Raw genomic sequence first — 18,551 nt, 5'->3', positions numbered from 1 at the left:
GGCTTTGCGCTCCCGCTTGGTCGGGCGCGCACGTGGCCAGGGTATCCGTCCCACGGCCCGGCGCGACTGTGCATTTCGTATCCTGAACGCTCGGCCGCAAGGGGGGAGCAATCGGTTGGGGCGCGCACGAACGTCCGCGGGACGGATGGGCCGGGCACTGACGGTGCCGTTCAGCGCATTCGGGGCCCGCTGGCGGGGCTGGTCGTGGTGGCGCAGGGCGCTGGTCGCACTCGCCGTGGCCGCGGCCGTTCCGGTGGCCACGATCGGGGGACTGCTCGTCGCGCTGCGCCTGCACGACGTCGGCCGGCTCTCGCCCGACGCCCGCACCCGCGGCCGGGACGCCGTCTGGCTCGGCCACGCCTGGGTGGACGGCCGCAAGACCGACGCCGACGTCGCGGCGCTCGCCCGGCAGCTCGACGGCACCGGCATCCGCGACCTGTACGTCCACACCGGCCCGCTGGAGCACGACGGCTCGCTGCCGCCGACCGTCCACCCGCGCGCGCAGTGGTTCGTCGAGGCGGTGCACCGGGAACTGCCGAAGATCCGGGTGCAGGGCTGGCTGGGTGACGAGGTCAAGCCCGAGAAGGACGCCCTCGACCTGGAGGACGCGGCCACCCGGGACCGGGTCACCGCCTCCGCCCGGCAGGTGCTGGACCTCGGCTTCGACGGGGTGCACTTCGACATGGAGCCGATCCGCCCCGGCTCGGCCGGCTGGCTCGCCCTCCTCGACCAGGTCCGGGCGGTGACCGCCGGGCGCGGCGCCAAGCTCTCCGTCGCCGCCCCGCAGATCGACCCCCTGCCCGGCCTGCACACCGCGGGGATCGCCCTCAGCGGGCACGGCAAGTGGTGGGACCAGGCCTACTTCACCGCGACCGCCCGCCGGGTCGACCAGATCGCGGTGATGACGTACGACACCAGCATGCAGACCGAGCCGCTGTTCGGCGGCTACGTCGCCCTGCAGACCGAACTGGCCCTGGAGGCCACGCCGAAGGACGTCGACCTGCTGATGGGCCTGCCGTTCTACTGGGACGACACCTGGGCGCACCGGGGCGGCGCCGAGACGGTCGACGCGGCCGTGCGCGGCGTCCGGCTGGGCCTCGCCCGCGAGGACCTGCACCGCCCGGCCTTCGGCGTCGCGCTGTACGTGGACTTCGCGGCGACGCCCGAGGACTGGGCGCAGTACCGGCGGGGCTGGGTCGGGTAGCTGCGCCCCGGGCTCAGGCCATGCGATGGGCGAGGGCGCCGAGGTAGCGGTGGACGGTCACGTCCTCGCCGGTCACGTAGTGGGAGACCGCGCGGTACAGCGGCTTGCGGACCTCGCCGCGCTCGGTGACGGTCAGCAGGCAGCCCCGGCCCGCCGGCGTCAGGACGTACGTCCAGGTGCCGCCGTACGGCAGGTCCGGGTCGGCGATGCCGGTCACCAGGCGGTGCGGGGCCTCGCTGGCGACCACCTCGTACGTGGTGTGCCCGTGCCGGTCGTACTCGCGCCAGCGCTCCCGGCCGCCGGCCGCCGCGGGCAGCCGCTCGACGTGGGTCAGGTCGGGGCGCCAGGCGGGGTAGAGGTCGATGTCGGTCAGCACGTCCCAGACCGCGCCGGGCGGCTGGGAGAGTTCCAGTCCGCCCTCGGTGACGTGCTCCACCGGGAGCCGGCGGCCCGCGCGGTCCGCCGCCACCACCGCGGTGCCGGCGGCCACCGCCGCCACGCCCGCGCCGATCCACAGCCATCGGTTCATCGGTCCGGCTCCTCACGCCCGCCGCCCGGCCCCGTTGTCCATCATCGCGCCGCCCCGCCCGGCGGGCACGCCACGACGCCGGGTAGTCGATCGACTACGATCCGTGCCCGATGGGCCGAGGCGGACCGCGCCCGGCCCGCCCGGACCCCGGAGAACCGCCGTGCCGCTCCCCCGCCCGGTCGCCGCCCTGGCCGCCGTCCCCCTGCTCTGCGCCGCCCTCGCCGCCCCGGCCGCGGCCGACCCGGCCCCCAGGTACGCCGCGCTCGGCGACTCCTACGCGGCCGGGGTCGCGGCCGGCTCCTACGACCCCGCCAGCGGCGACTGCCACCGCAGCGGCCGCGGCTACCCCGCCCTGTGGGCCGCGGCGCACGGCGCCGCCCTCACCGACGCCGCGTGCAGCGCCGCCGGGGCCGACGACGTCCGCCGCGACCAGCTGCCGAAGGTCGCCGCGGACACCACCGTGGTCACCCTCACCGTGGGCGGCAACGACCTCGGCTTCACCTCGGCGGCCGTCGACTGCCTCCAGCCGCTCACCACCGACGCCCGCTGCGAGCGCACCCTCGACACCGCCGCGCACCACCTGGACGACGACCTGCCCGGCCGCCTCGACGCGCTCTACTCGGCGGTCCGCGCCGCCGCCCCGGCCGCCCGGGTCGTCGTCACCGGCTACCCCCGGCTGCTCCAGACCGGCACCACCTGCCTGCTCGCCACCGAGTCCAGGCGGCAGCGGTTCAACGCCCTCACCGACCGCCTGGACGAGCTGATCCGCCGTCAGTCCGAGGCCCACGGGTTCGCCTTCGCGGACGTCCGGCCGGCCTTCGACGGGCACGGCACGTGCGGCGGCGGCAAGGAGGAGTGGATCAACGGCATCGTGGTCTCCCACCTGTGGGAGTCCTTCCACCCCACCGCCGACGGCCAGGCCCGCGGCTACCTGCCCACCGTCGCCGCGCTCCTGTGACCGGACCTGCGGATAACCGCTGGATCATGGCGGCCCGGTCCCCCAGACTGTCCCGGTGCCCCGGCCGTGACGCGCATCAAAGCCCGTAGGCTGGGCAGGTAGGGACCGTGGAGCGAGGAGTTCCATGGGCGATGAGGAGTTCGGAGGGAGACGCCGGGTGATCGAGCTGGAAGATGTCCCCGAGTTGATCGACCCGGTGATGGTCTGCGCCTTCGAAGGCTGGAACGACGCGGGCGACGCCGCCTCCGCGGCCCTGGCGCACCTGGACGAGACCTGGGGCGGCAAGGTGTTCGCGGCCCTGGACGCGGAGGACTACTACGACTTCCAGGTCAACCGTCCCACGGTCTGGATGGACGGCGGCATCCGCCGGATCACCTGGCCCACCACCCGGCTCTCGGTGATCCGGGTGACGGAGCCCAAGACCCGGGACGTCGTCCTGGTGCGCGGCATCGAGCCGAGCATGCGCTGGCGCTCGTTCTGCAACGAGCTGCTGGGCTTCGCGCACGAGCTGGGCGTCGAGCTGGTGGTGATCCTGGGCGCGCTGCTCGGCGACACCCCGCACAGCCGCCCGGTGCCGGTCAGCGCCGTCACCTCCGACCCCGATCTGGCCCGTCGGCTGGACCTGGAGGAGAGCCGGTACGAGGGGCCGACCGGGATCGTCGGGGTGCTGCAGGAGGCCTGCACGCACGCCGGGGTGCCGGCCGTGACGCTGTGGGCGGCGGTGCCGCACTACGTCGCGCAGCCGCCCAACCCCAAGGCGACCCTGGCCCTGATCAACAAGCTGGAGGACCTGCTCGACCTGCGGATCCCGCCGGGCGAGCTCGGCGAGGACGCCCGGGCCTGGCAGCTGGGCGTCGACCAGCTGGCCGCCGAGGACAGCGAGGTGGCCGAGTACGTCCAGCAGCTGGAGGAGGCGCAGGACACCGCGGAGCTGCCGGAGGCCTCCGGCGACGCGATCGCCCGCGAGTTCGAGCGCTACCTGCGCCGCCGGGAGAACGTCGGTCCGACCGGCGAGAAGCCGGTGGCCGGGCACGCCACCGCGGAGCGGCCGGCCGAGCCGGAGGCGCCCGGGACCACCCGGGAGGCGCCGGAGGGCTCCGCGGACGACGAGTAGGACGGAACGGCCGAAGGGGCGTCAGGACGATCGGTCCTGGCGCCCCTTCGGCGTATGACGGTCCTACAGGACCCGACGGTGCTACAGCGCGACGCCGAGCAGGGCGTCGACGGTACGGGTGACCAGGCCGGGGGCGCCGATGTCGGTGCCGCCGTCGGTCTCCTGGAGCACCGCCCAGCGGTCGACGGCGGCCAGCGCGGCCGGCGCGTCGAGGTCGTCCGCGAGCGCGGCGCGGACCTCGGCGAGCAGCGCCTCGGCGGCCGGGCCGTCCGGCCGGGAGACCGCCGCGCGCCAGCGGGCGAGGCGCTCGACGGCCTCGTCCAGAACGGCCTTGGTCCACTCCCAGTCCTCGCGGTAGTGGTGCGAGAGCAGGGCCAGGCGGATCGCCGCCGGGTCGACGCCCTCGCGGCGCAGCGCCGAGACGAAGACCAGGTTGCCCCGGGACTTGGACATCTTCTTGCCGTCCAGCGCGACCATGCCGGCGTGCACGTACGCCTTCGCGTACGGGTGGGCGCCGGTGGCGACCTGGGCGTGCGAGGCGCCCATCTCGTGGTGCGGGAAGGACAGGTCGCTGCCGCCGCCCTGGACGTCGAAGGACATGCCGAGGTACTGCAGCGCGATCGCGACGCACTCGATGTGCCAGCCGGGGCGGCCGTGGCCGAGCTCGGTGTCCCAGGCGGGCTCGCCGGGGCGGGCGGCCAGCCAGAGCAGCGCGTCGAGCGGGTTGCGCTTGCCGGGGCGGTCCGGGTCGCCGCCGCGCTCGGCGAAGACCGGGCGCATGGCCTCGCGGGTCAGGCCGGAGACCTCGCCGAAGTGCGGGTCGGAGTCGACCGAGAAGTAGATGTCGCCGTCGACCTCGTAGGCGGCGCCACTGGCCAGCAGCTTCTGGACGATCGGCACGATCCACGGGATGGACTCGACGGCGCCGATGTAGTGGGCCGGCGGGAGCAGCCGCAGCGCGGTCATGTCCTCGCGGAACAGCGCCGTCTCGCGCTCGGCCAGGGCCGTCCAGTCCTGCCCGGTGGCGACGGCGCGCTCCAGCAGCGGGTCGTCGACGTCGGTGACGTTCTGGATGTACAGGACGTCGTGACCGGCGTCCTTCCACACCCGCTGCACCAGGTCGAAGGCGTTGTAGGTGGCGGCGTGGCCCATGTGGGTCGCGTCGTAGGGGGTGATGCCGCAGACGTAGATCCGGGCGGTGCCGTCCTGCGGCACGACCTCGCGGACCGTGCCCGCTGCAGTGTCGAAGATGTGGAGGGGGAGCCCCTGACCAGGCAGGGCGGGAACCTCGGAGGCGGGCCAGGCATGCATGGGAACGACTTTAACCTTGCGAACATTTGAAAGCCTAACCAATGCACGAGAATGCACAAGATCGACTGGATTCGCTTGGTGCCGTGGCCTGAGCACTCCTTGACCGGTGCGGTCCGGATTCCGGCGGTTTCCGTGTGCGACGGTCCGCCCACGCACCGACGACCGCACGGCTGAGCGCCCGGCCGGCCCTGCCGCCGACCGGGCGCCCGGCCCTCGGGTGTGCGCGGCCGGAGCCGGCGGGGCCTGTCTTCACACCCCCGTCGTCCGCCCGGCAGGCGGGGGTGTGAAGACAGGCCCTAGGACCGCTGCCAGAGGGCCGGTACGTTCGGCGGCTCCCAGCCGGCCATGGCGGTGTGCGCCTGGAGGCAGACGTAGGAGGCGCCGGAGTAGGTGACGCGGTCGCCCGCGGCGTAGGTCCGGCCCGGGGACCAGCTGCCGCCGGGCGGCGGGGTGGGCGTGCCGGTCGGGGTCCCGGTGGGGGTCGGCGTCGGGGTCGGCGTCGGGCTCGGGCTGCCGGGGGTCTGCGGGACGTCCAGGACGAAGTCGTACGAGCCCTCCTCGCCGGGGCCGGACTGGCGGACGTTCATCAGCAGCCGGGCGTCGAAGATGGTGTCGGTGTTGTTGCGGGGCTCGCCGGGGAAGTAGAGCTGGGTGGTGAGCACCGGCCGGCCGGGGGCCTGGAGCTTGACGTGCAGGTGCCGGGTGCGGCCGGGATAGAGGCCGGGGACGATCGTGGTGAGCCTGAACGCGCCCTGGGCGTCGGTGAACTGGTGGCCGCGGAAGGTGTAGCCGGCGTTGTCGTAGGCGCCGCCGTCGTCGGCCTGCCAGAAGTCCAGCAGCACGCCGGAGATCGGCAGGCAGGCCCGGCCGAAGACGTAGCCGCTGACGGTCAGCGGGGTGCCGGGCCCGTCCGCGGACAGGTCGGCGCGCAGCGGGGAGTCGGGTTTGAAGTAGGGGCCCTCGGTCTGCTCGATGGTGGGCTCGTCGCCGTCGTGGCAGGCCGGGGTGGGGGTCAGGGCGCGGCCGCTGCCGGCCTGTTCGCGGGCGAGCGCGACGCCGCCGCCGAACAGCAGCGGGGCGGCGCCGAGCGCCGCGGCGGCCTTCAGGACGGTCTTGCGGCTGATCCTGCCGTCGGGGGTGGGCATGTGCCTGCTCCTTCGGGGGGCACGGATGACGGAAGCGGGGGGTGGCCCTTGTCGTGGTGGGGGCATGACAAGGGCCGGACCGGTCGGCCGTCCGCGCGCGCCGGCGCGGCCACCGGTGGCCACCGGCAAACCTACGGGCCGTCCGGGCGCGCCGCGATGGACGCGATCCTGGGATCGTGGTGATTTCCGCCGACCCCGGCCCGGAACTCCCCCGGCGTCATGCCGGTCTCCCGCCGGAAGAAGCGGCAGAAGTAGGCCGGATCGGCGAACCCGGCCTCTTGGGCTACCTGACGGACCGTCAAAGTCGTGCAGGCGAGCAGGCGTTTGGCCTCCAGGGTCTGCTGGCGGCGGATCAGCCCGCCCGGTGTCCGGCCGGTGGCCTGTTTGACGAGCGTCTGCAAGTGGCCCGGGGAAACGCCGAGTTCCTGTGCGCTGGAGGCCACCGAGTGCCGCACCCCGCCGGGCCGGGCGATCAACCGGGTGAAGGCGGCGGCCAGTTCACCCGGGCGGCCCGAGATCGCCCCCGGCTCGCCCGGGGAGGCGGCGCGCAGGGCGCGGACGATCAGGATGTGCAGACTGGCCTGCAGCACACCCTGGAATCCGGGCGGCGTGGTCAGGAACTCGTGCTCCATGTCGGCGAGCAGAGCGCCCACCGGGTCTGCCTGGTCGCCGAGGTCGAGGCCCGGCCGGGTGGCCAGGGCGCGCAGGGCGGCGAGGTCGCGCGGCCGGCCGAGCAGGAAGTCCTCGTTGAACAGGACGACCCGGCCCGCGAGTTCGTCCGCGTCCGCCCAGTAGTGCACCTGGCCGGGCGCGATCACGCACAACTGCGGTGGCGCCAGCGGCCGGTGAACCAGGTCCAGGACGTGCGCGCCGCGCCCGCCGGTGACGTGCACGATCTCGTAGAAGGAGTGCCGGTGGGGGAAGCCGGCCCGGGAGAGCGGGCCGATCGTGTCGAACGTGCCGATGGCGAACGGGAGCAGGTGCGGCAGCGGGACCTGGAGGCGGTGCAGCGGCAGGTCCGACGTGGCACGGGGAGTGGGGGTGGTCCGTCGTGCGTCCATCGGAGCAGTGTGCTCCGGCCCGCCTGACAGGTCCATACCACCGATTCAGCCGAAGGACACGCCCTACACCGGCGGCCAGGGGATCGCGGGCCAGTCCTCGGACGGCAGCGGGTGCAGCCCCGTCCCGCGCAGCCCGTCCACCCGGGCGCGCGTCGCGGCCAGTTCGGCGGCCGTCAGGTGCGGGGCCAGGCGCGCACCGAGCTCGCCGTCCAGCTCCCCGGCCAGCCGGGCCAGCATCTCCAGCGCCTCGGCCGACAGCGGATCCCCGGCCCAGCCCCACAGCAGCGTGCGCAGCTTGCCCTCGGTGTTGAAGGTGACGCCGTGGTCGATGCCGTAGACCCGGCCGTCGGCCGCCGGGATCAGGTGACCGCCCTTGCGGTCGGCGTTGTTGAGGACCGCGTCCAGCACCGCGAGCCGGCGCAGCCGGTCGTCGTCGTGGTGGACCAGCAGCGCGGTGCGCCCGCCGCCGACCTCCGCCCGGACGATCGGCAGCCAGCCCGGCTCCGGGCCGGACGGGTCCTGGAGGGCCAGCAGCGGGTCGGCCTCCGGATCCGGCTCGACCCACAGCTGCACCATGCCGGGCCCGTGCGGTCCGTCGCGCAGCACCGTCGGCGGGACCAGCGCCCAGCCGGTGGCGGCGGACAGCTCGTACGCGGCGACCTCGCGGCCCGCGAGCGTGCCGTCCGGGAAGTCCCACAGCGGGCGCTCGCCGGCCACCGGCTTGTAGACCGCCTGAGCACTCAGCGAGCCGAGCGCGACGGTGCAGTAGAGGGCCGCATTGGAGGCCTCGGTGAGGCGGCCGTGCACCGTCAGCCCGCCCTCGCGCAACAGCGCCAGGGCGGTGGGCACGTCGGCGGCGAGGGCCGCGGCCGCGGCCGGGTCCGCCTGGGGCGGGGTCTCGGTGTTCAGCGCCGGTAGCCGTTCGCGCGCGGGCACAGGTGGCCCTCCGGGTCGAGCGGCAGGTTGCAGAACGGGCAGGGCTTGCGGCCGGCCGCGACGAGGTCCAGCGCGCGCTTGGCGAACACCCGGGCCATCGCGCCGGACAGCCGCACGCGCAGCATGTCCGGGCCGTCGTCGTCGTCCTCGAACACCGCCTCGGCGGCCTCCTCGTCCTCCTCCTCGACCAGCGCCTGCGCCTCGACCACGAGGCAGCCGTCCACGCTGTCCCAGGCCAGGGCCATCGTGCCGACCCGGAACTCCTGCTCCAGCGGCAGGTCCAGCGGCGCGGTGTCGAGCAGGTCCTGCGGGGCGGCGGCCGGGATGGCGGGGTCCCCGCCGCTGCGCCGCAGCGCCTCGTCCAGGACCTCCTCGATCCGCTCGGCGAGCGCGGCGACCTGGGTCTTCTCCAGCAGCACGCTGGTGATCCGGCCCCGCGCGCTGGCCTGCAGGTAGAACGCCCGGGCGCCGGGCTGGCCGACGGTGCCGGCCACGAACCGTTCGGGCTGGTCGTAGAAGAAGACCTGACGGGGCACGCTCTCGCTCCGGATCGTGTCGCTCTGATGCGGATCCGCCGGGGGGATCGCGCGGGATCGTTGGACTCGTTAGTCACCCTACGACCTCCGGGCCCCGCCGGGGGAGCCGAGCCGGAGGCCAGGGCCGGGATGGCACCTGGTGGGTCAGGCGGTGCCGCCGACCACGGCGTCACCGGCCGGCGCGGCCGGCGCCGCGCCGTGCCGGGGCGCGAGCGAGGCCAGGTCACCGGTGTCGCCCATTCTCAGCACGAAGGGGCGCTGCGGCGTGTAGCGGATCACGGTGACCGAGCACGGCTCGACGCTGATCCGCTGGAAGTGGTCCAGGTGCAGGCCGAGCGCGTCGGCGACGACCGCCTTGATGACGTCGCCGTGCGAACAGGCCAGCCAGACCGCGTCGTCGCCGTGCTCGGCGGCGATCTTCCCGTTCCACTCGCGCACCGCGTCCACCGTGCGGTGGCTCAGCTCGCGCAGCGACTCACCGCCGGGGAACGCCGCGGCGGCGGCGTGGTCCTGGACGGTGCGCCACAGCGGCTCCTTGGCCAGCTCGGCCAGCGGGCGACCGGTCCACTCGCCGTAGTGGCACTCGCCGAGCCGCTCGTCGACGGCGGGACCGCCCAGCTCGGGCCGGGCGGCGAGCAGCGGCTCCAGGGTCTGCCGGCAGCGCTCCAGCGGGCTGCTGACGACCTGCGCCAGCGGGATGCCGGCGAGCCGGTCCGCGAGCGCGGCGGCCTGCGCGCGCCCGGTGTCGTCGAGGTCCACCCCGGGCGTCCAACCGGCCAGGATCCCGGCGGTGTTCGCGGTGGAGCGGCCGTGGCGGACGAGCAGCAGGGTCGGCATGGGGCCTAGCCTACGGCCTCCGCGCGGGGGCGCGGGCGGCGGGCGGCTCTCCGTGGCGGGCTCGGTCCGGGGCGGGCCGGGGCCCCCGGGCCACAATGGCCCGCATGATCGTCCACTGCGCCATCTACCGCGACGGCCGTCTGGTCGAGGAGCTGCCCGGCCCGGCGGGCACCCGCGGAGCCGCCGCGGCCGCCGGGCCCGGCGGCTTCGTCTGGATAGGCCTCTTCGAGCCGACCGCCGAGGAACTCGGCCGGGTCAGCGCGGAGTTCGGGCTGCACCCGCTGGCCGTCGAGGACGCCGCGAGCGCCCACCAGCGGCCCAAGGTCGAGGCCTACCAGGGCTCGCTGTTCGTCGTGCTCAAGTCCCTCGGCTACCACCCGGACGCCCGCGAGGTGACCACCGGCGAGGTGATGGTCTTCGTCGGCGCCGACTTCGTGCTGACCGTCCGGCACGGCGGGGACAGCCCGCCCGGCGGCCTGCGGCAAGCGCTGGAGCACCGGCCCGACCTCGTCACGTACGGCCCGAGTTCGGTGCTGCACTCCGTCTGCGACACCGTCGTCGACAGCTACGTGGACGTCGCCGCCGCGCTCCAGAACGACCTGGACGAGCTGGAGGCGGAGATCTTCGCCCCCGGCCGCACCGGCAGCGACGCGGCCGGGCGGATCTACGGCGCCAAGCGGCAGGTGATGACCGTCCGCCGGGCCACCGGTCCGCTGCTGGAGCCGATGTCGCGCCTGGAGCGCGGCGCCGCCTTCGTGCGCCCCGAGGCGGCGCCCTACCTGCGGGACGTCGCCGACCACCTGGCCCGGGTGAACGACCAGGTGGACGGCATGGACCGGCTGCTGTCCGACATCCTCGCCGCCAACCTGGCGCAGGTCAGCGTGCAGCAGAACGACGACATGCGGAAGATCTCCGCCTGGGCGGCGCTCGCCGCGGTGCCGACGATGATCGCCGGCGTCTACGGCATGAACTTCGACGACATGCCCGAACTGCACCAGCCCTGGGGGTACCCGGCGGTCCTCGGGCTGATGGCGGTCGTCTGCGTGGTGCTGCACCGGGTGTTCAAGCGGCACGACTGGCTGTAGGAGCCGCTTGGCGCCAGGACACTCCTAGGCGAGGCCGGCGCGCTCCAGGGCCTCGACTCCCGTGCGCAGCGCCTGGATCCGCTCGTCGAGGCCGAAGCCGCCGGGGGCCAGGGTGAGCGTGGTGACGCCCGCCTCGGCGTAGGCCTGCATGCGGTCGGCGATGCGGGCGGTGTCGCCGATCAGCGCGGTGGCGTCGATCAGGTCGTGCGGGACGGCCGCGGCGGCGCCCGCGTAGTCCTTGGCCAGGTACTTCTCCTGGACCTCGTCGGCGGCCTGCTCGTAACCCATGCGCCGGGCGAGCTGGTTGTAGAAGTTCTTCTCCTTGCTGCCCATGCCGCCGATGTACAGCGCCGCGTAGGAGCGCAGCGAGTCGACGCCGGCCTTGATGTCCTCGCCGACCACGATGTTCACCGTCGGGCAGAGGTCGAAGCCGTCGAGCGTCAGCCCGCTCTTCTCGCGGCCGGCCCGCAGCGCGTCGAGGGAGAGCCCGGCGTGCTCGGGCGAGAAGAAGATGCCGAGCCAGCCGTCGGCGATCTCGCCGGTCAGCTCCAGGTTCTTCGGGCCGATCGCGGCGATGTACAGCGGGATGTGCTCGCGCACCGGGTGGACGGTCAGCTTGATCGGCTTGCCGGGGCCGCCGGGCAGCGGCAGCGTCCAGTGCTGCCCCTCGTGCACCAGGCGCTCGCGGGACATCGCCTTGCGGATGATCTCCACGTACTCCCGGGTGCGGGCGAGCGGCTTGTCGAACTTCACGCCGTACCAGCCCTCGGAGACCTGCGGGCCCGAGACGCCGAGGCCGAGCCGGAACCGGCCGCCGGACAGCGTGTCCAGGGTCGCGGCGGTCATCGCGGTCATGGCCGGGGTGCGGGCCGGGATCTGGAAGATGGCCGAACCGACGTCGATCCGCTCGGTCCTCGCCGCGACGAAGCTGAGCACGGTCGCCGCGTCCGAGCCGTACGCCTCGGCCGCCCAGCACACCGAGTAGCCCAGCCGGTCCGCCTCCTGGGCCACGGCGATGTTGTCGGCGTCCATGCCGAGTCCCCAGTAGCCGAGGTTGATGCCGAGTCGCATGTGCCGAACCTTCCAGTCGGGTGGGCTTGGTGGTGAGGGTAACCGGGTGCCCCGCGGTGATGCTACTGGTCGGTAGCGGCGGATCCGGCCACCGCGCCGCAGGCCGCCCGGCGTTGATCGTCCTGCGGGTCTGCGCACCTGTCCGTGCACCGGCCGCTACGCTCAGCCGACGTGGGGAGTCCCGTTCCCACCTGCGCGTTCACAGGGCCATCGGGGGCGCCCCGGGCCCGCCGAGTGGAGGGCCCGTCGGATGGAACATCGTCACCTCGGCCGTACCGGCCTTCAGGTCTCCCGGCTCGGCCTCGGCACCATGACCTGGGGCCGCGACACCGACGAGCACGAGGCCGGCGAGCAGCTCAAGGAGTTCGTCGACGCCGGCGGCAACCTGGTCGACACCGCCGACGTGTACGCCGACGGCGGCGCCGAGTACCTCCTCTCCCGCCTCACCGACAGCCTCGTCCCCCGCTCCGAACTCGTCATCGCCACCAAGGCCGGCAGCGTCCCGGAGTCCCGCCGCCGCTTCGACTGCTCGCGCGGCCACCTCCTCGCCGCCCTCGACGCCTCGCTGCGCCGGCTCGGCACCGACTACGTCGACCTGTGGCAGGTGCACGCGTTCGACCCCGGCACGCCCGCCGAGGAGACGCTCAGCGCCCTCGACATCGCCGTCAACTCCGGGCGCGCCCGGTACGCCGGGGTCTGCGACTACAGCGGCTGGCAGCTCGCCAGGGCCGCCACCTGGCAGAGCGCGCACCACGGACGGACCCCGCTCGCCGGGGCGCAGCTGGAGTACTCGCTCCTCCAGCGCGGCATCGAGCGCGAGGCGCTGCCCGCCGCCCTGGACGCCGGTGTAGGGCTGCTCGCCTCGTCGCCGCTCGGCCGCGGGGTGCTCACCGGCAAGTACCGGCACGGCGTCCCGCAGGACTCGCGCGGCGCCTCGCCCTACCTGACCGGCTTCGTCCAGCCCTACCTCGGGGAGCGCTCGCGGCGGATCGTCGACGCCGTCGCGACCGCCGCGGACGGGCTCGCCAGCAGCCCGCTCGCGGTCGCCCTCGCATGGGTGCGGGACCGGCCCGGGGTGGCGAGCGCGCTGGTCGGGGCGCGGACGGCGGCACAGCTGCAGGCGGCGCTGTCGGTGGAGGCGCTTACGCTTCCGGGTGAGATCCGCGGCGCGCTGGACGACATCTCGTCCCCGGTGCACCGCTACCCGGACCAGGGGTGGACCGAGCTCTGACCCCTGTCGAGCAACACACGCAGTGGAGTGACCTTTGGAGCGGACGATGAGTGACACGGAGAACGGCGCTCCGGAGGCCGGCTCGGCGGGTCCGGTGAGTCCGGCGGGTCCGGTGAGTCCGGCGGGTCCGGTGAGTCCGGCGGGTCCGGCGGGTCCGGCGGGTCCGGCCGACAAGGCCGCGGCGATCGCCGAGCTGGCGCAGCGGATCCGCAGCGTCGGGCCGCAGGCGGCGGCGCCCGCTTCGGCGGGCGCTCCGGCAGGTGCTCCGGCAGGTGCTCCGGCGGGTGGTTCCGCCGCCGTGCCGCAGCCTGCCGCGGGCTCCGGCCCGGCTGCCCCGTCGGCCGCCGCCGCGTCGTCCGCGCGCGCCGACGGCGGAGAGCAACCGGCCGACGCCCTGCGCGCCACCGCCGAGGTCCTCACCGCGGGCGGCGCCCCCGCCGAGCTCGCGGCCGCCGCCGTCGCCGAGTTCGGCGACGCCGCCGCCGAGCGGCTGCGGGCGGACCCGTGGGCCGTGCTCGGCCTGCCCGGCGTCCGCCCGGAGCACGCGGACCGCTTCGCCCGCGCGCTGCTCGGCCCCGACGCCGAAGCGGGCGACGCCCGGCGCGCCCAGGCCCTCGTGCTGTGGCTGCTGGAACAGGCCGTGCTGCGCGGGCACTCCGCCCTGGAGCTCGCCGAGGTCGCGGCCGGGCTCGAACGCCTCCGCATGCCGGAGCCGGCCGCCGCGATCCAGGCCGCCGTCGAGGACGGGCGGGTGCTGCCCTTCCAGGAGGAGGTGACCGGGCCCGAGGCGCACGGATCGGGCGACGAGGACGCCGAGCCGCCGACCCGGACGCTGCTCGCGCTGGAGCGGCTGGCGATGGCGGAGGACAGCCTCGCGGAGGGGCTGCTCCAGCTGATGGCCACGTTCGTGCCGGGCGAGGACCCCGAGGAGGTCGAGGACGTCACTGAGGAGGCCGAGGACATCGCTGAGGCGGCCGCGGACGTCGCCGAGGCGGCGGAGGAGGAGGGCGGCTCGGAGGACGAGGCTGCCGCTTCCGAGACCGACGCGCCCCATGACGAGGGCGCTCAGGACGCCGCCGCGCCCGCTGAGCCCGCCGAGGCCCCCGCGCCCGCCCCCGGCCCGACGGCGTGGGCCGCCGCCGCCGAGGCCGCGCCGTCCTCGTCCGCGACGGCGCTCGTCCGGGCCGTCGCCGACAGCGCCCTCGTCCTGCACACCGGCGGCGACGCCGCCCGTGCCGAACCGGCCGCGCTGCTCACCATCGCCGCCGGCCTCGGGCTGCGCGCCTGGGCCGCCACCTGGACCGACCAGGGCCGCGCCGCCTTCGCCGCCCTCGCCGGGCCCGACGCCCGGGTCGTCACGCTCGCCGAGCTGCTCTCCGGCACGGGCGGCCCCGGCCGCTCGTCCGACGGCACGCTCGCCCTGGACCTCCTGGTCGTCCTCGACGCCCCGCTGCTGGACGTCGAACTCGCCGCCACCGTCCTGGAGTCGCTCGCCGACGGCACCCGGCTGGTGCTCAGCGGCGACCCCGGCCAGCTCTGGTCGGCCGGCCCCGGGCGGTTCTTCGCCGACCTGCTGGCCGCCAAGGTCTGTCCGGCGGTCGCCTCCCGCACCCCGGACTTCGGCCCGATCGGCGAGCTGGTCTCGGGCATCGGCATCGGCGAGCTGCAGCCGGTCGAGGCGCCGGACAAGGAGGTGGTCATCCTGACCGCCAGGGACGGCGCCGAGGCGGTCCACCGCGCCGTCCAGCTGCTCACCGACTCGATCCCGCGCGCCCTCGGCATCCCGGCCGAGGAGGTCGTCCTGCTCACCCCCGGCCACGGCGGCCCGGGCGGCACGCGGGCGCTCAACGCCGCCGCCAAGGCCCGGCTCAACCCCGGCCCCGGCCGGTTCGGCGGCTTCGACCCGGGCGACCGGGTGGTCGAGTCGCCCGCTCCGGGCATCACCCGCCCGGCCCGGGTGCTCGACGGCGACGCCGCCGGGCTGCACCTGGAGTACGCGGACGGCACCCGCCGGACGGTTCCGCCCGCGGACGCGGCACGGCTGCGGCACGGCTGGGCGCTCACCGTCCACCAGGCGCTCGGCCGACGCTGGCCCGGCGCGGTGGTCGTGCTGCCGGAGGACGCCGGCCCGGCGCTGACCCGGCAGTGGGTCTACACCGCCTTCGGGCGCGGCGAGCGCCACCTGTCCGTGGTGCACGCGGCGGGCCCGGCGCTCGCCCAGGCCGTCGCCGAGCGCCCGGCGCAACCGCGCACCACCCGGCTGCGGGCGATCCTCGCGGAGAACGCCGCCGCGGAGTACTGAGGCCCGGCCCGGAGAACGGGGACGGGAACGGAAGAGAGCGGGCGGCTCCCACGCCGTGGGGGCCGCCCGCTCGCACGTCCTGGCCGCGTCAGTCGTCGAGGTCCTCGTCGTCGTAGACCTCGCTCACGTCGAACCGGCAGATGAGCAGCTGCGGGTCGGCGTGGTCGAAGGGCTCCGGCAGCCACTCCCCCGGCTCGGTCGGCTCGGCCGCCGCGACCCAGAGCGTCGAGTCGGCCTCCTCCAGGCCGAACTCCTCGCTGCGGGCCGCGATCTCGTCCGGCTCGTACTCGCCGAACAGCACACCGATCGCGGCGTTCACGCCGCCCTCGCCGCCCCCGCCCGGGGTGAGCGACTCGTCGAGCCGCTCGGCCTGGGCGCGCAGCCGCTTGGGGTCGACGACGTGGTAGTCGCGGCGGATCAGCACGCTGATCGCCTCGGGCTGTTCGGGGCCGTGGTAGCCCCCGGGGCCCTCGTCCCCGGGGACCTCGAAGGGGGTGACCTCGTCGTAGACCTCGTACAGGAGTTGGTCGTAGGCGATGGCCGCCGTCGCGAGCTGCTCGTAGGCGGCGGACACAGCGGGATCATCCGCTGCGCTGGGGCTTGACACCGCTTCCAGATGACGGTCGATGGCGGCCTTGACCGCCTCGGCGGCGGCGCGTACCTCGGCAATGGTGGGCTGCGCGGCATCAGACATGGTGCAGACGCTATCTCCCCGCGGTGTCGGTACGCACAGCGGTTGTCACCTACACCCGCGATTTCACCGCAACTTCCCCCCTGATGTCCGATCTGCTCGCTTTCGTCCCCGCGCGAACCCGGCGCACGAGGAGTGCGGACGGCTCACCTCGGCCGTTCACGGACGGCTTCGCGCGCCGGGATCGGGGTATCCCGTCCACAGGAGCAACGGAACTGATGCACAGTCAGCGGAGGGGGTGGCCGGACGGCCGTCCAGCGCCCCCCGGGCGGCCCGCCGGCGGCCTCCGGGACCGGGCCGGCCGGCGGGAGGTCGACCGGAAATACCCGGGCCCGCTGTCGGAGCCAGGCCGTAGGCTTGCAGGCAGGCGAACCTCAGGAGGAGCGTTTTGACCCCACCGAAGACGGTCCGGCAGCCGGAGTACGAGTACCAGTCCCTGCGCATGCCGCGCGGCACCTCGCGGAACGCGGCACGCCAACTGCTCACCGAGCACGCCGAGTACGGACACTGGGAGCTCGACCGGCTACGGCTCTTCCCGGACGGGAGCCGGACGGTCCGGCTGCGGCGGCGGATCATCCGGCAGGTCCGCAACTGGTGACGGGCGGGGCCGCCCCGCACCGGACGGCCGGTACGGGGCGGCCGACCACACGGCGCACCGCACCGCTCGGCGCACACCACTCAGCGCACACCGCTCGCGGCACGGCTCAGGACTCGACTCACGGCACGGTTCGCGCCCGCGGCCGTCCGGTCCTCCCGGAGGCCGCGGGCGCGCGTCGTTCCGTGCCCGGAGCGCCTCAGCGGGCGCCGGCGCGGGCCCGGCGGTAGAGCACGCCACCGCCGAGCAGCAGCGCGAGGCCGGCCGCGCCGAGCAGCTCGACGTCGCCCGCGCCGGTCGACGCCAGCTGGCTGCCGGTGGCGGCGGCGGCCGTGGTGGCCACGCCGCTCGTGTGGGCCGCGGCCGGGACGGCACCGCTGCCCGGTCCGCCGCTGCCGCCACCGCTGGTGCCGCCCGCGGCCGACCCGACGGCCGGGGTGGAGGCGGCCGGGGCGCCGGGGGTGCTGCCGGTGGACGAGCCGCCGGTGCGGCCGCTGCCCGGCGAAGTCTCACCGCCGCCCTGCGGCGGGGTGGTGGACGGGGCGCCGGACGGCGGGGTGGGAGCGTGGCTCTCGGGGCAGTCGTCGGTCGGCCGGGGAGCCGGCGGCGCGACGTTGCCGCAGGCGTTGCCGAAGGCCGGGTTGCCGACGCCGACGACGTTCACCGAGTTGCCGCAGGCGTTGACCGGGATGTGCACCGGAGCCTGGACGCTGTTGCCGGAGGCCACGCCGGGCGAGTCGGCCGCGGTGCCGGACGCCGAGGCGCCCGAGGCGGAGGAGCCGCGGGTGGCACCGCCGTTGTCGCTCTTGCCGCCGCCCTGACCGCCCCCGCCGCCCTGGTGGCCGCTCGCGTTGGCGCAGTGGTTGCCGTAGGACGGGTTGAGCGCGCCGACCACGTCGACGGTGTTGCCGCAGGCGTTGATCGGCACCTCGACCGGCACCTGCACCGAGTTGCCCGAGGCCACGCCCGGCGAACCCGCGGCACCCCCCTGCGCCTCGGCGCCCGCGTAGGCGTAGCCGGCGGTCGAGGCCAGGACACTGCCCGTGGCCACGGCCGTGAGGATCCCCTTCTTGGCTACATTCCTCATGTATTCCCCTGACGTATGACGTATCCGTATGACGTATCGAAACGACGTGACGACCTTCCGAACGTCCGAAAGTCGGACTTTCCGAATATCCAGATATCCCGCAAGGTCTTCGACTGCACAGGAGTAAACGAGACAGTCACGGCGAGGTTGGGCCGAACGCATCAGCTTCACCCGATCGAGTGGACGTGTCCGGTCGCCGTATCCGGGCGCCCCGACCCGCCGCCGTCCTGGCCCGCCTCCGAAACGCAAGAACCCCCGGCGGCGGGGAGTCCCGCCGCCGGGGGCCGAGCTTCTGAGCCTTAGAAGTTGGCGCAGTGGTTGCCGAACGTCGGGTTCAGAACGCCGATCACGCTGACGGTGTTGCCGCAGACGTTGACCGGGACGTGAACCGGGACCTGCACCAGGTTGCCGGAGACCACACCCGGCGAGGCGACCGCAGCACCCTCGGCCGCCGCACCGCCGTGGGCGGACGCGACACCGGCGGCGGCGAGGACCAGCCCACCGGTGGCAGCGGCGACGGCGGCGATCTTCTTGACCTTCATCATTCCTCCTGTTTTGGCATCGCAACCCGTTCGGCGGGCTGCACAGGGATGAACGACGGTGTGGCAAACGGGGTACGGAACAGATTTGCCATTCACCCGCAACGGTGAGGACTCGCACACATGACCACCGCCGAATTCCAAGCAGGATCGTTTCTGTCGATCTCCCCGACCGCGTCCCAAATCATTAGCTCCGACAATGCGGAGGGGGGGGCCCCCCCCCCCCCCCGGGCGCCGCCCCCCCCCCCCGCCCCCCCCGGGCCCCCCCCCCCCGCCCCCCCCGCCCCCGCGGCGGGCCCGCGCCCGCCCCCAACGCCGA

General features: G+C 74.8%; 18 protein-coding genes. 7 read left to right on the top strand and 11 right to left on the bottom strand.

What is annotated here, in order from left to right; translation table 11 throughout:
• The first annotated feature begins 145 nt into the window (after positions 1 to 145).
• Entirely contained in the window at positions 146 to 1,204 is a 1,059-nt protein-coding gene (locus tag ACFV4F_RS21970; protein WP_380504688.1) for a hypothetical protein, read from the top strand.
• 13 nt (positions 1,205 to 1,217) lie between these two features.
• Here ACFV4F_RS21970 and ACFV4F_RS21965 read toward each other — a convergent pair whose 3' ends face one another.
• Positions 1,218 to 1,733, bottom strand: a complete 516-nt coding sequence (locus ACFV4F_RS21965; protein ID WP_380445472.1) for an SRPBCC domain-containing protein — start codon at positions 1,731 to 1,733, stop codon at positions 1,218 to 1,220.
• Between the two features lie 160 nt (positions 1,734 to 1,893).
• Here ACFV4F_RS21965 and ACFV4F_RS21960 point away from each other — a divergent pair, with 160 nt between their 5' ends.
• Positions 1,894 to 2,691 (top strand): SGNH/GDSL hydrolase family protein, encoded by a 798-nt coding sequence (locus ACFV4F_RS21960; protein ID WP_380445473.1) that lies wholly within the window; start codon positions 1,894 to 1,896, stop codon positions 2,689 to 2,691.
• 157 nt (positions 2,692 to 2,848) lie between these two features.
• Entirely contained in the window at positions 2,849 to 3,805 is a 957-nt protein-coding gene (locus ACFV4F_RS21955) for a PAC2 family protein (RefSeq protein WP_380445474.1), read from the top strand.
• A gap of 81 nt (positions 3,806 to 3,886) precedes the next feature.
• On the opposite strand, the gene mshC is transcribed toward ACFV4F_RS21955, so the two are convergent.
• From mshC to ACFV4F_RS21925, 6 genes are all read right to left on the bottom strand, one after another.
• Positions 3,887 to 5,116 (bottom strand): cysteine--1-D-myo-inosityl 2-amino-2-deoxy-alpha-D-glucopyranoside ligase, encoded by a 1,230-nt coding sequence (mshC, locus tag ACFV4F_RS21950; protein WP_380445475.1) that lies wholly within the window; start codon positions 5,114 to 5,116, stop codon positions 3,887 to 3,889.
• Between the two features lie 296 nt (positions 5,117 to 5,412).
• The gene (locus ACFV4F_RS21945; RefSeq protein ID WP_380504685.1) at positions 5,413 to 6,327 is read right to left on the bottom strand and encodes a carbohydrate-binding protein; all 915 of its coding nucleotides are present in this window, start codon (positions 6,325 to 6,327) and stop codon (positions 5,413 to 5,415) included.
• 65 nt (positions 6,328 to 6,392) lie between these two features.
• A complete protein-coding gene (locus ACFV4F_RS21940) occupies positions 6,393 to 7,322 on the bottom strand; it encodes an AraC family transcriptional regulator (RefSeq protein WP_380504682.1) in 930 nt (309 codons plus the stop codon).
• 63 nt (positions 7,323 to 7,385) lie between these two features.
• Positions 7,386 to 8,171, bottom strand: coding sequence for an SCO1664 family protein (locus tag ACFV4F_RS21935; RefSeq protein ID WP_380445494.1), 786 nt, complete (start codon positions 8,169 to 8,171; stop codon positions 7,386 to 7,388).
• A 56-nt stretch (positions 8,172 to 8,227) separates the two neighbouring features.
• Positions 8,228 to 8,794 carry a DUF3090 domain-containing protein gene (locus tag ACFV4F_RS21930; RefSeq protein ID WP_380445478.1) on the bottom strand — a complete coding sequence of 189 codons (567 nt, stop codon included), beginning with the start codon at positions 8,792 to 8,794 and terminating at the stop codon, positions 8,228 to 8,230.
• Positions 8,795 to 8,938: 144 nt separating this feature from the next.
• Positions 8,939 to 9,631 (bottom strand): histidine phosphatase family protein, encoded by a 693-nt coding sequence (locus tag ACFV4F_RS21925; protein ID WP_380445479.1) that lies wholly within the window; start codon positions 9,629 to 9,631, stop codon positions 8,939 to 8,941.
• Between the two features lie 95 nt (positions 9,632 to 9,726).
• On the opposite strand from ACFV4F_RS21925, the gene ACFV4F_RS21920 reads away from it, so the two are divergent.
• Positions 9,727 to 10,716, top strand: coding sequence for a magnesium and cobalt transport protein CorA (locus ACFV4F_RS21920; protein ID WP_380504679.1), 990 nt, complete (start codon positions 9,727 to 9,729; stop codon positions 10,714 to 10,716).
• Between the two features lie 24 nt (positions 10,717 to 10,740).
• On the opposite strand, the gene ACFV4F_RS21915 is transcribed toward ACFV4F_RS21920, so the two are convergent.
• On the bottom strand, positions 10,741 to 11,787 hold the full coding sequence (locus ACFV4F_RS21915; RefSeq protein ID WP_380445481.1) for an LLM class F420-dependent oxidoreductase: 1,047 nt from the start codon (positions 11,785 to 11,787) through the stop codon (positions 10,741 to 10,743).
• A gap of 250 nt (positions 11,788 to 12,037) precedes the next feature.
• On the opposite strand from ACFV4F_RS21915, the gene ACFV4F_RS21910 reads away from it, so the two are divergent.
• Positions 12,038 to 13,018 (top strand): aldo/keto reductase, encoded by a 981-nt coding sequence (locus ACFV4F_RS21910; protein WP_380445482.1) that lies wholly within the window; start codon positions 12,038 to 12,040, stop codon positions 13,016 to 13,018.
• A gap of 46 nt (positions 13,019 to 13,064) precedes the next feature.
• Complete coding sequence (locus ACFV4F_RS21905; protein WP_380504676.1) at positions 13,065 to 15,320, top strand: helix-hairpin-helix domain-containing protein; 2,256 nt, start codon at positions 13,065 to 13,067, stop codon at positions 15,318 to 15,320.
• A gap of 88 nt (positions 15,321 to 15,408) precedes the next feature.
• Here ACFV4F_RS21905 and ACFV4F_RS21900 read toward each other — a convergent pair whose 3' ends face one another.
• The gene (locus tag ACFV4F_RS21900) at positions 15,409 to 16,014 is read right to left on the bottom strand and encodes a hypothetical protein (protein ID WP_359972352.1); all 606 of its coding nucleotides are present in this window, start codon (positions 16,012 to 16,014) and stop codon (positions 15,409 to 15,411) included.
• Positions 16,015 to 16,399: 385 nt separating this feature from the next.
• Here ACFV4F_RS21900 and ACFV4F_RS21895 point away from each other — a divergent pair, with 385 nt between their 5' ends.
• On the top strand, positions 16,400 to 16,609 hold the full coding sequence (locus ACFV4F_RS21895; RefSeq protein ID WP_359972350.1) for a DUF5703 family protein: 210 nt from the start codon (positions 16,400 to 16,402) through the stop codon (positions 16,607 to 16,609).
• Between the two features lie 196 nt (positions 16,610 to 16,805).
• On the opposite strand, the gene ACFV4F_RS21890 is transcribed toward ACFV4F_RS21895, so the two are convergent.
• Entirely contained in the window at positions 16,806 to 17,657 is an 852-nt protein-coding gene (locus ACFV4F_RS21890; protein ID WP_380504673.1) for a chaplin family protein, read from the bottom strand.
• 335 nt (positions 17,658 to 17,992) lie between these two features.
• A complete protein-coding gene (locus ACFV4F_RS21885) occupies positions 17,993 to 18,235 on the bottom strand; it encodes a chaplin (protein ID WP_380445485.1) in 243 nt (80 codons plus the stop codon).
• Positions 18,236 to 18,551 lie beyond the last annotated feature (316 nt).

It is taken from the genome of Kitasatospora sp. NPDC059722 (assembly GCF_042733235.1).
Taxonomy (GTDB): Bacteria; Actinomycetota; Actinomycetes; order Streptomycetales; family Streptomycetaceae; genus Kitasatospora.
Note: the sequence above shows the minus strand (reverse complement) of the source record. Positions and strands in the feature narration are given on the sequence as shown.

Coding starts and splice junctions, on each gene's coding strand:
- ACFV4F_RS21970 (WP_380504688.1), top strand. CDS start 146: ATGGGCCGGGCACTGACGGTGCCGTTCAGCGCATTCGGGGCCCGCTGG.
- ACFV4F_RS21965 (WP_380445472.1), bottom strand. CDS start 1,733: ATGAACCGATGGCTGTGGATCGGCGCGGGCGTGGCGGCGGTGGCCGCC.
- mshC (WP_380445475.1), bottom strand. CDS start 5,116: ATGCATGCCTGGCCCGCCTCCGAGGTTCCCGCCCTGCCTGGTCAGGGG.
- ACFV4F_RS21945 (WP_380504685.1), bottom strand. CDS start 6,327: ATGCCCCCACCACGACAAGGGCCACCCCCCGCTTCCGTCATCCGTGCC.
- ACFV4F_RS21940 (WP_380504682.1), bottom strand. CDS start 7,322: ATGGACGCACGACGGACCACCCCCACTCCCCGTGCCACGTCGGACCTG.
- ACFV4F_RS21925 (WP_380445479.1), bottom strand. CDS start 9,631: ATGCCGACCCTGCTGCTCGTCCGCCACGGCCGCTCCACCGCGAACACC.
- ACFV4F_RS21920 (WP_380504679.1), top strand. CDS start 9,727: ATGGCCCGCATGATCGTCCACTGCGCCATCTACCGCGACGGCCGTCTG.
- ACFV4F_RS21915 (WP_380445481.1), bottom strand. CDS start 11,787: ATGCGACTCGGCATCAACCTCGGCTACTGGGGACTCGGCATGGACGCC.
- ACFV4F_RS21910 (WP_380445482.1), top strand. CDS start 12,038: ATGGAACATCGTCACCTCGGCCGTACCGGCCTTCAGGTCTCCCGGCTC.
- ACFV4F_RS21905 (WP_380504676.1), top strand. CDS start 13,065: ATGAGTGACACGGAGAACGGCGCTCCGGAGGCCGGCTCGGCGGGTCCG.
- ACFV4F_RS21900 (WP_359972352.1), bottom strand. CDS start 16,014: ATGTCTGATGCCGCGCAGCCCACCATTGCCGAGGTACGCGCCGCCGCC.
- ACFV4F_RS21885 (WP_380445485.1), bottom strand. CDS start 18,235: ATGAAGGTCAAGAAGATCGCCGCCGTCGCCGCTGCCACCGGTGGGCTG.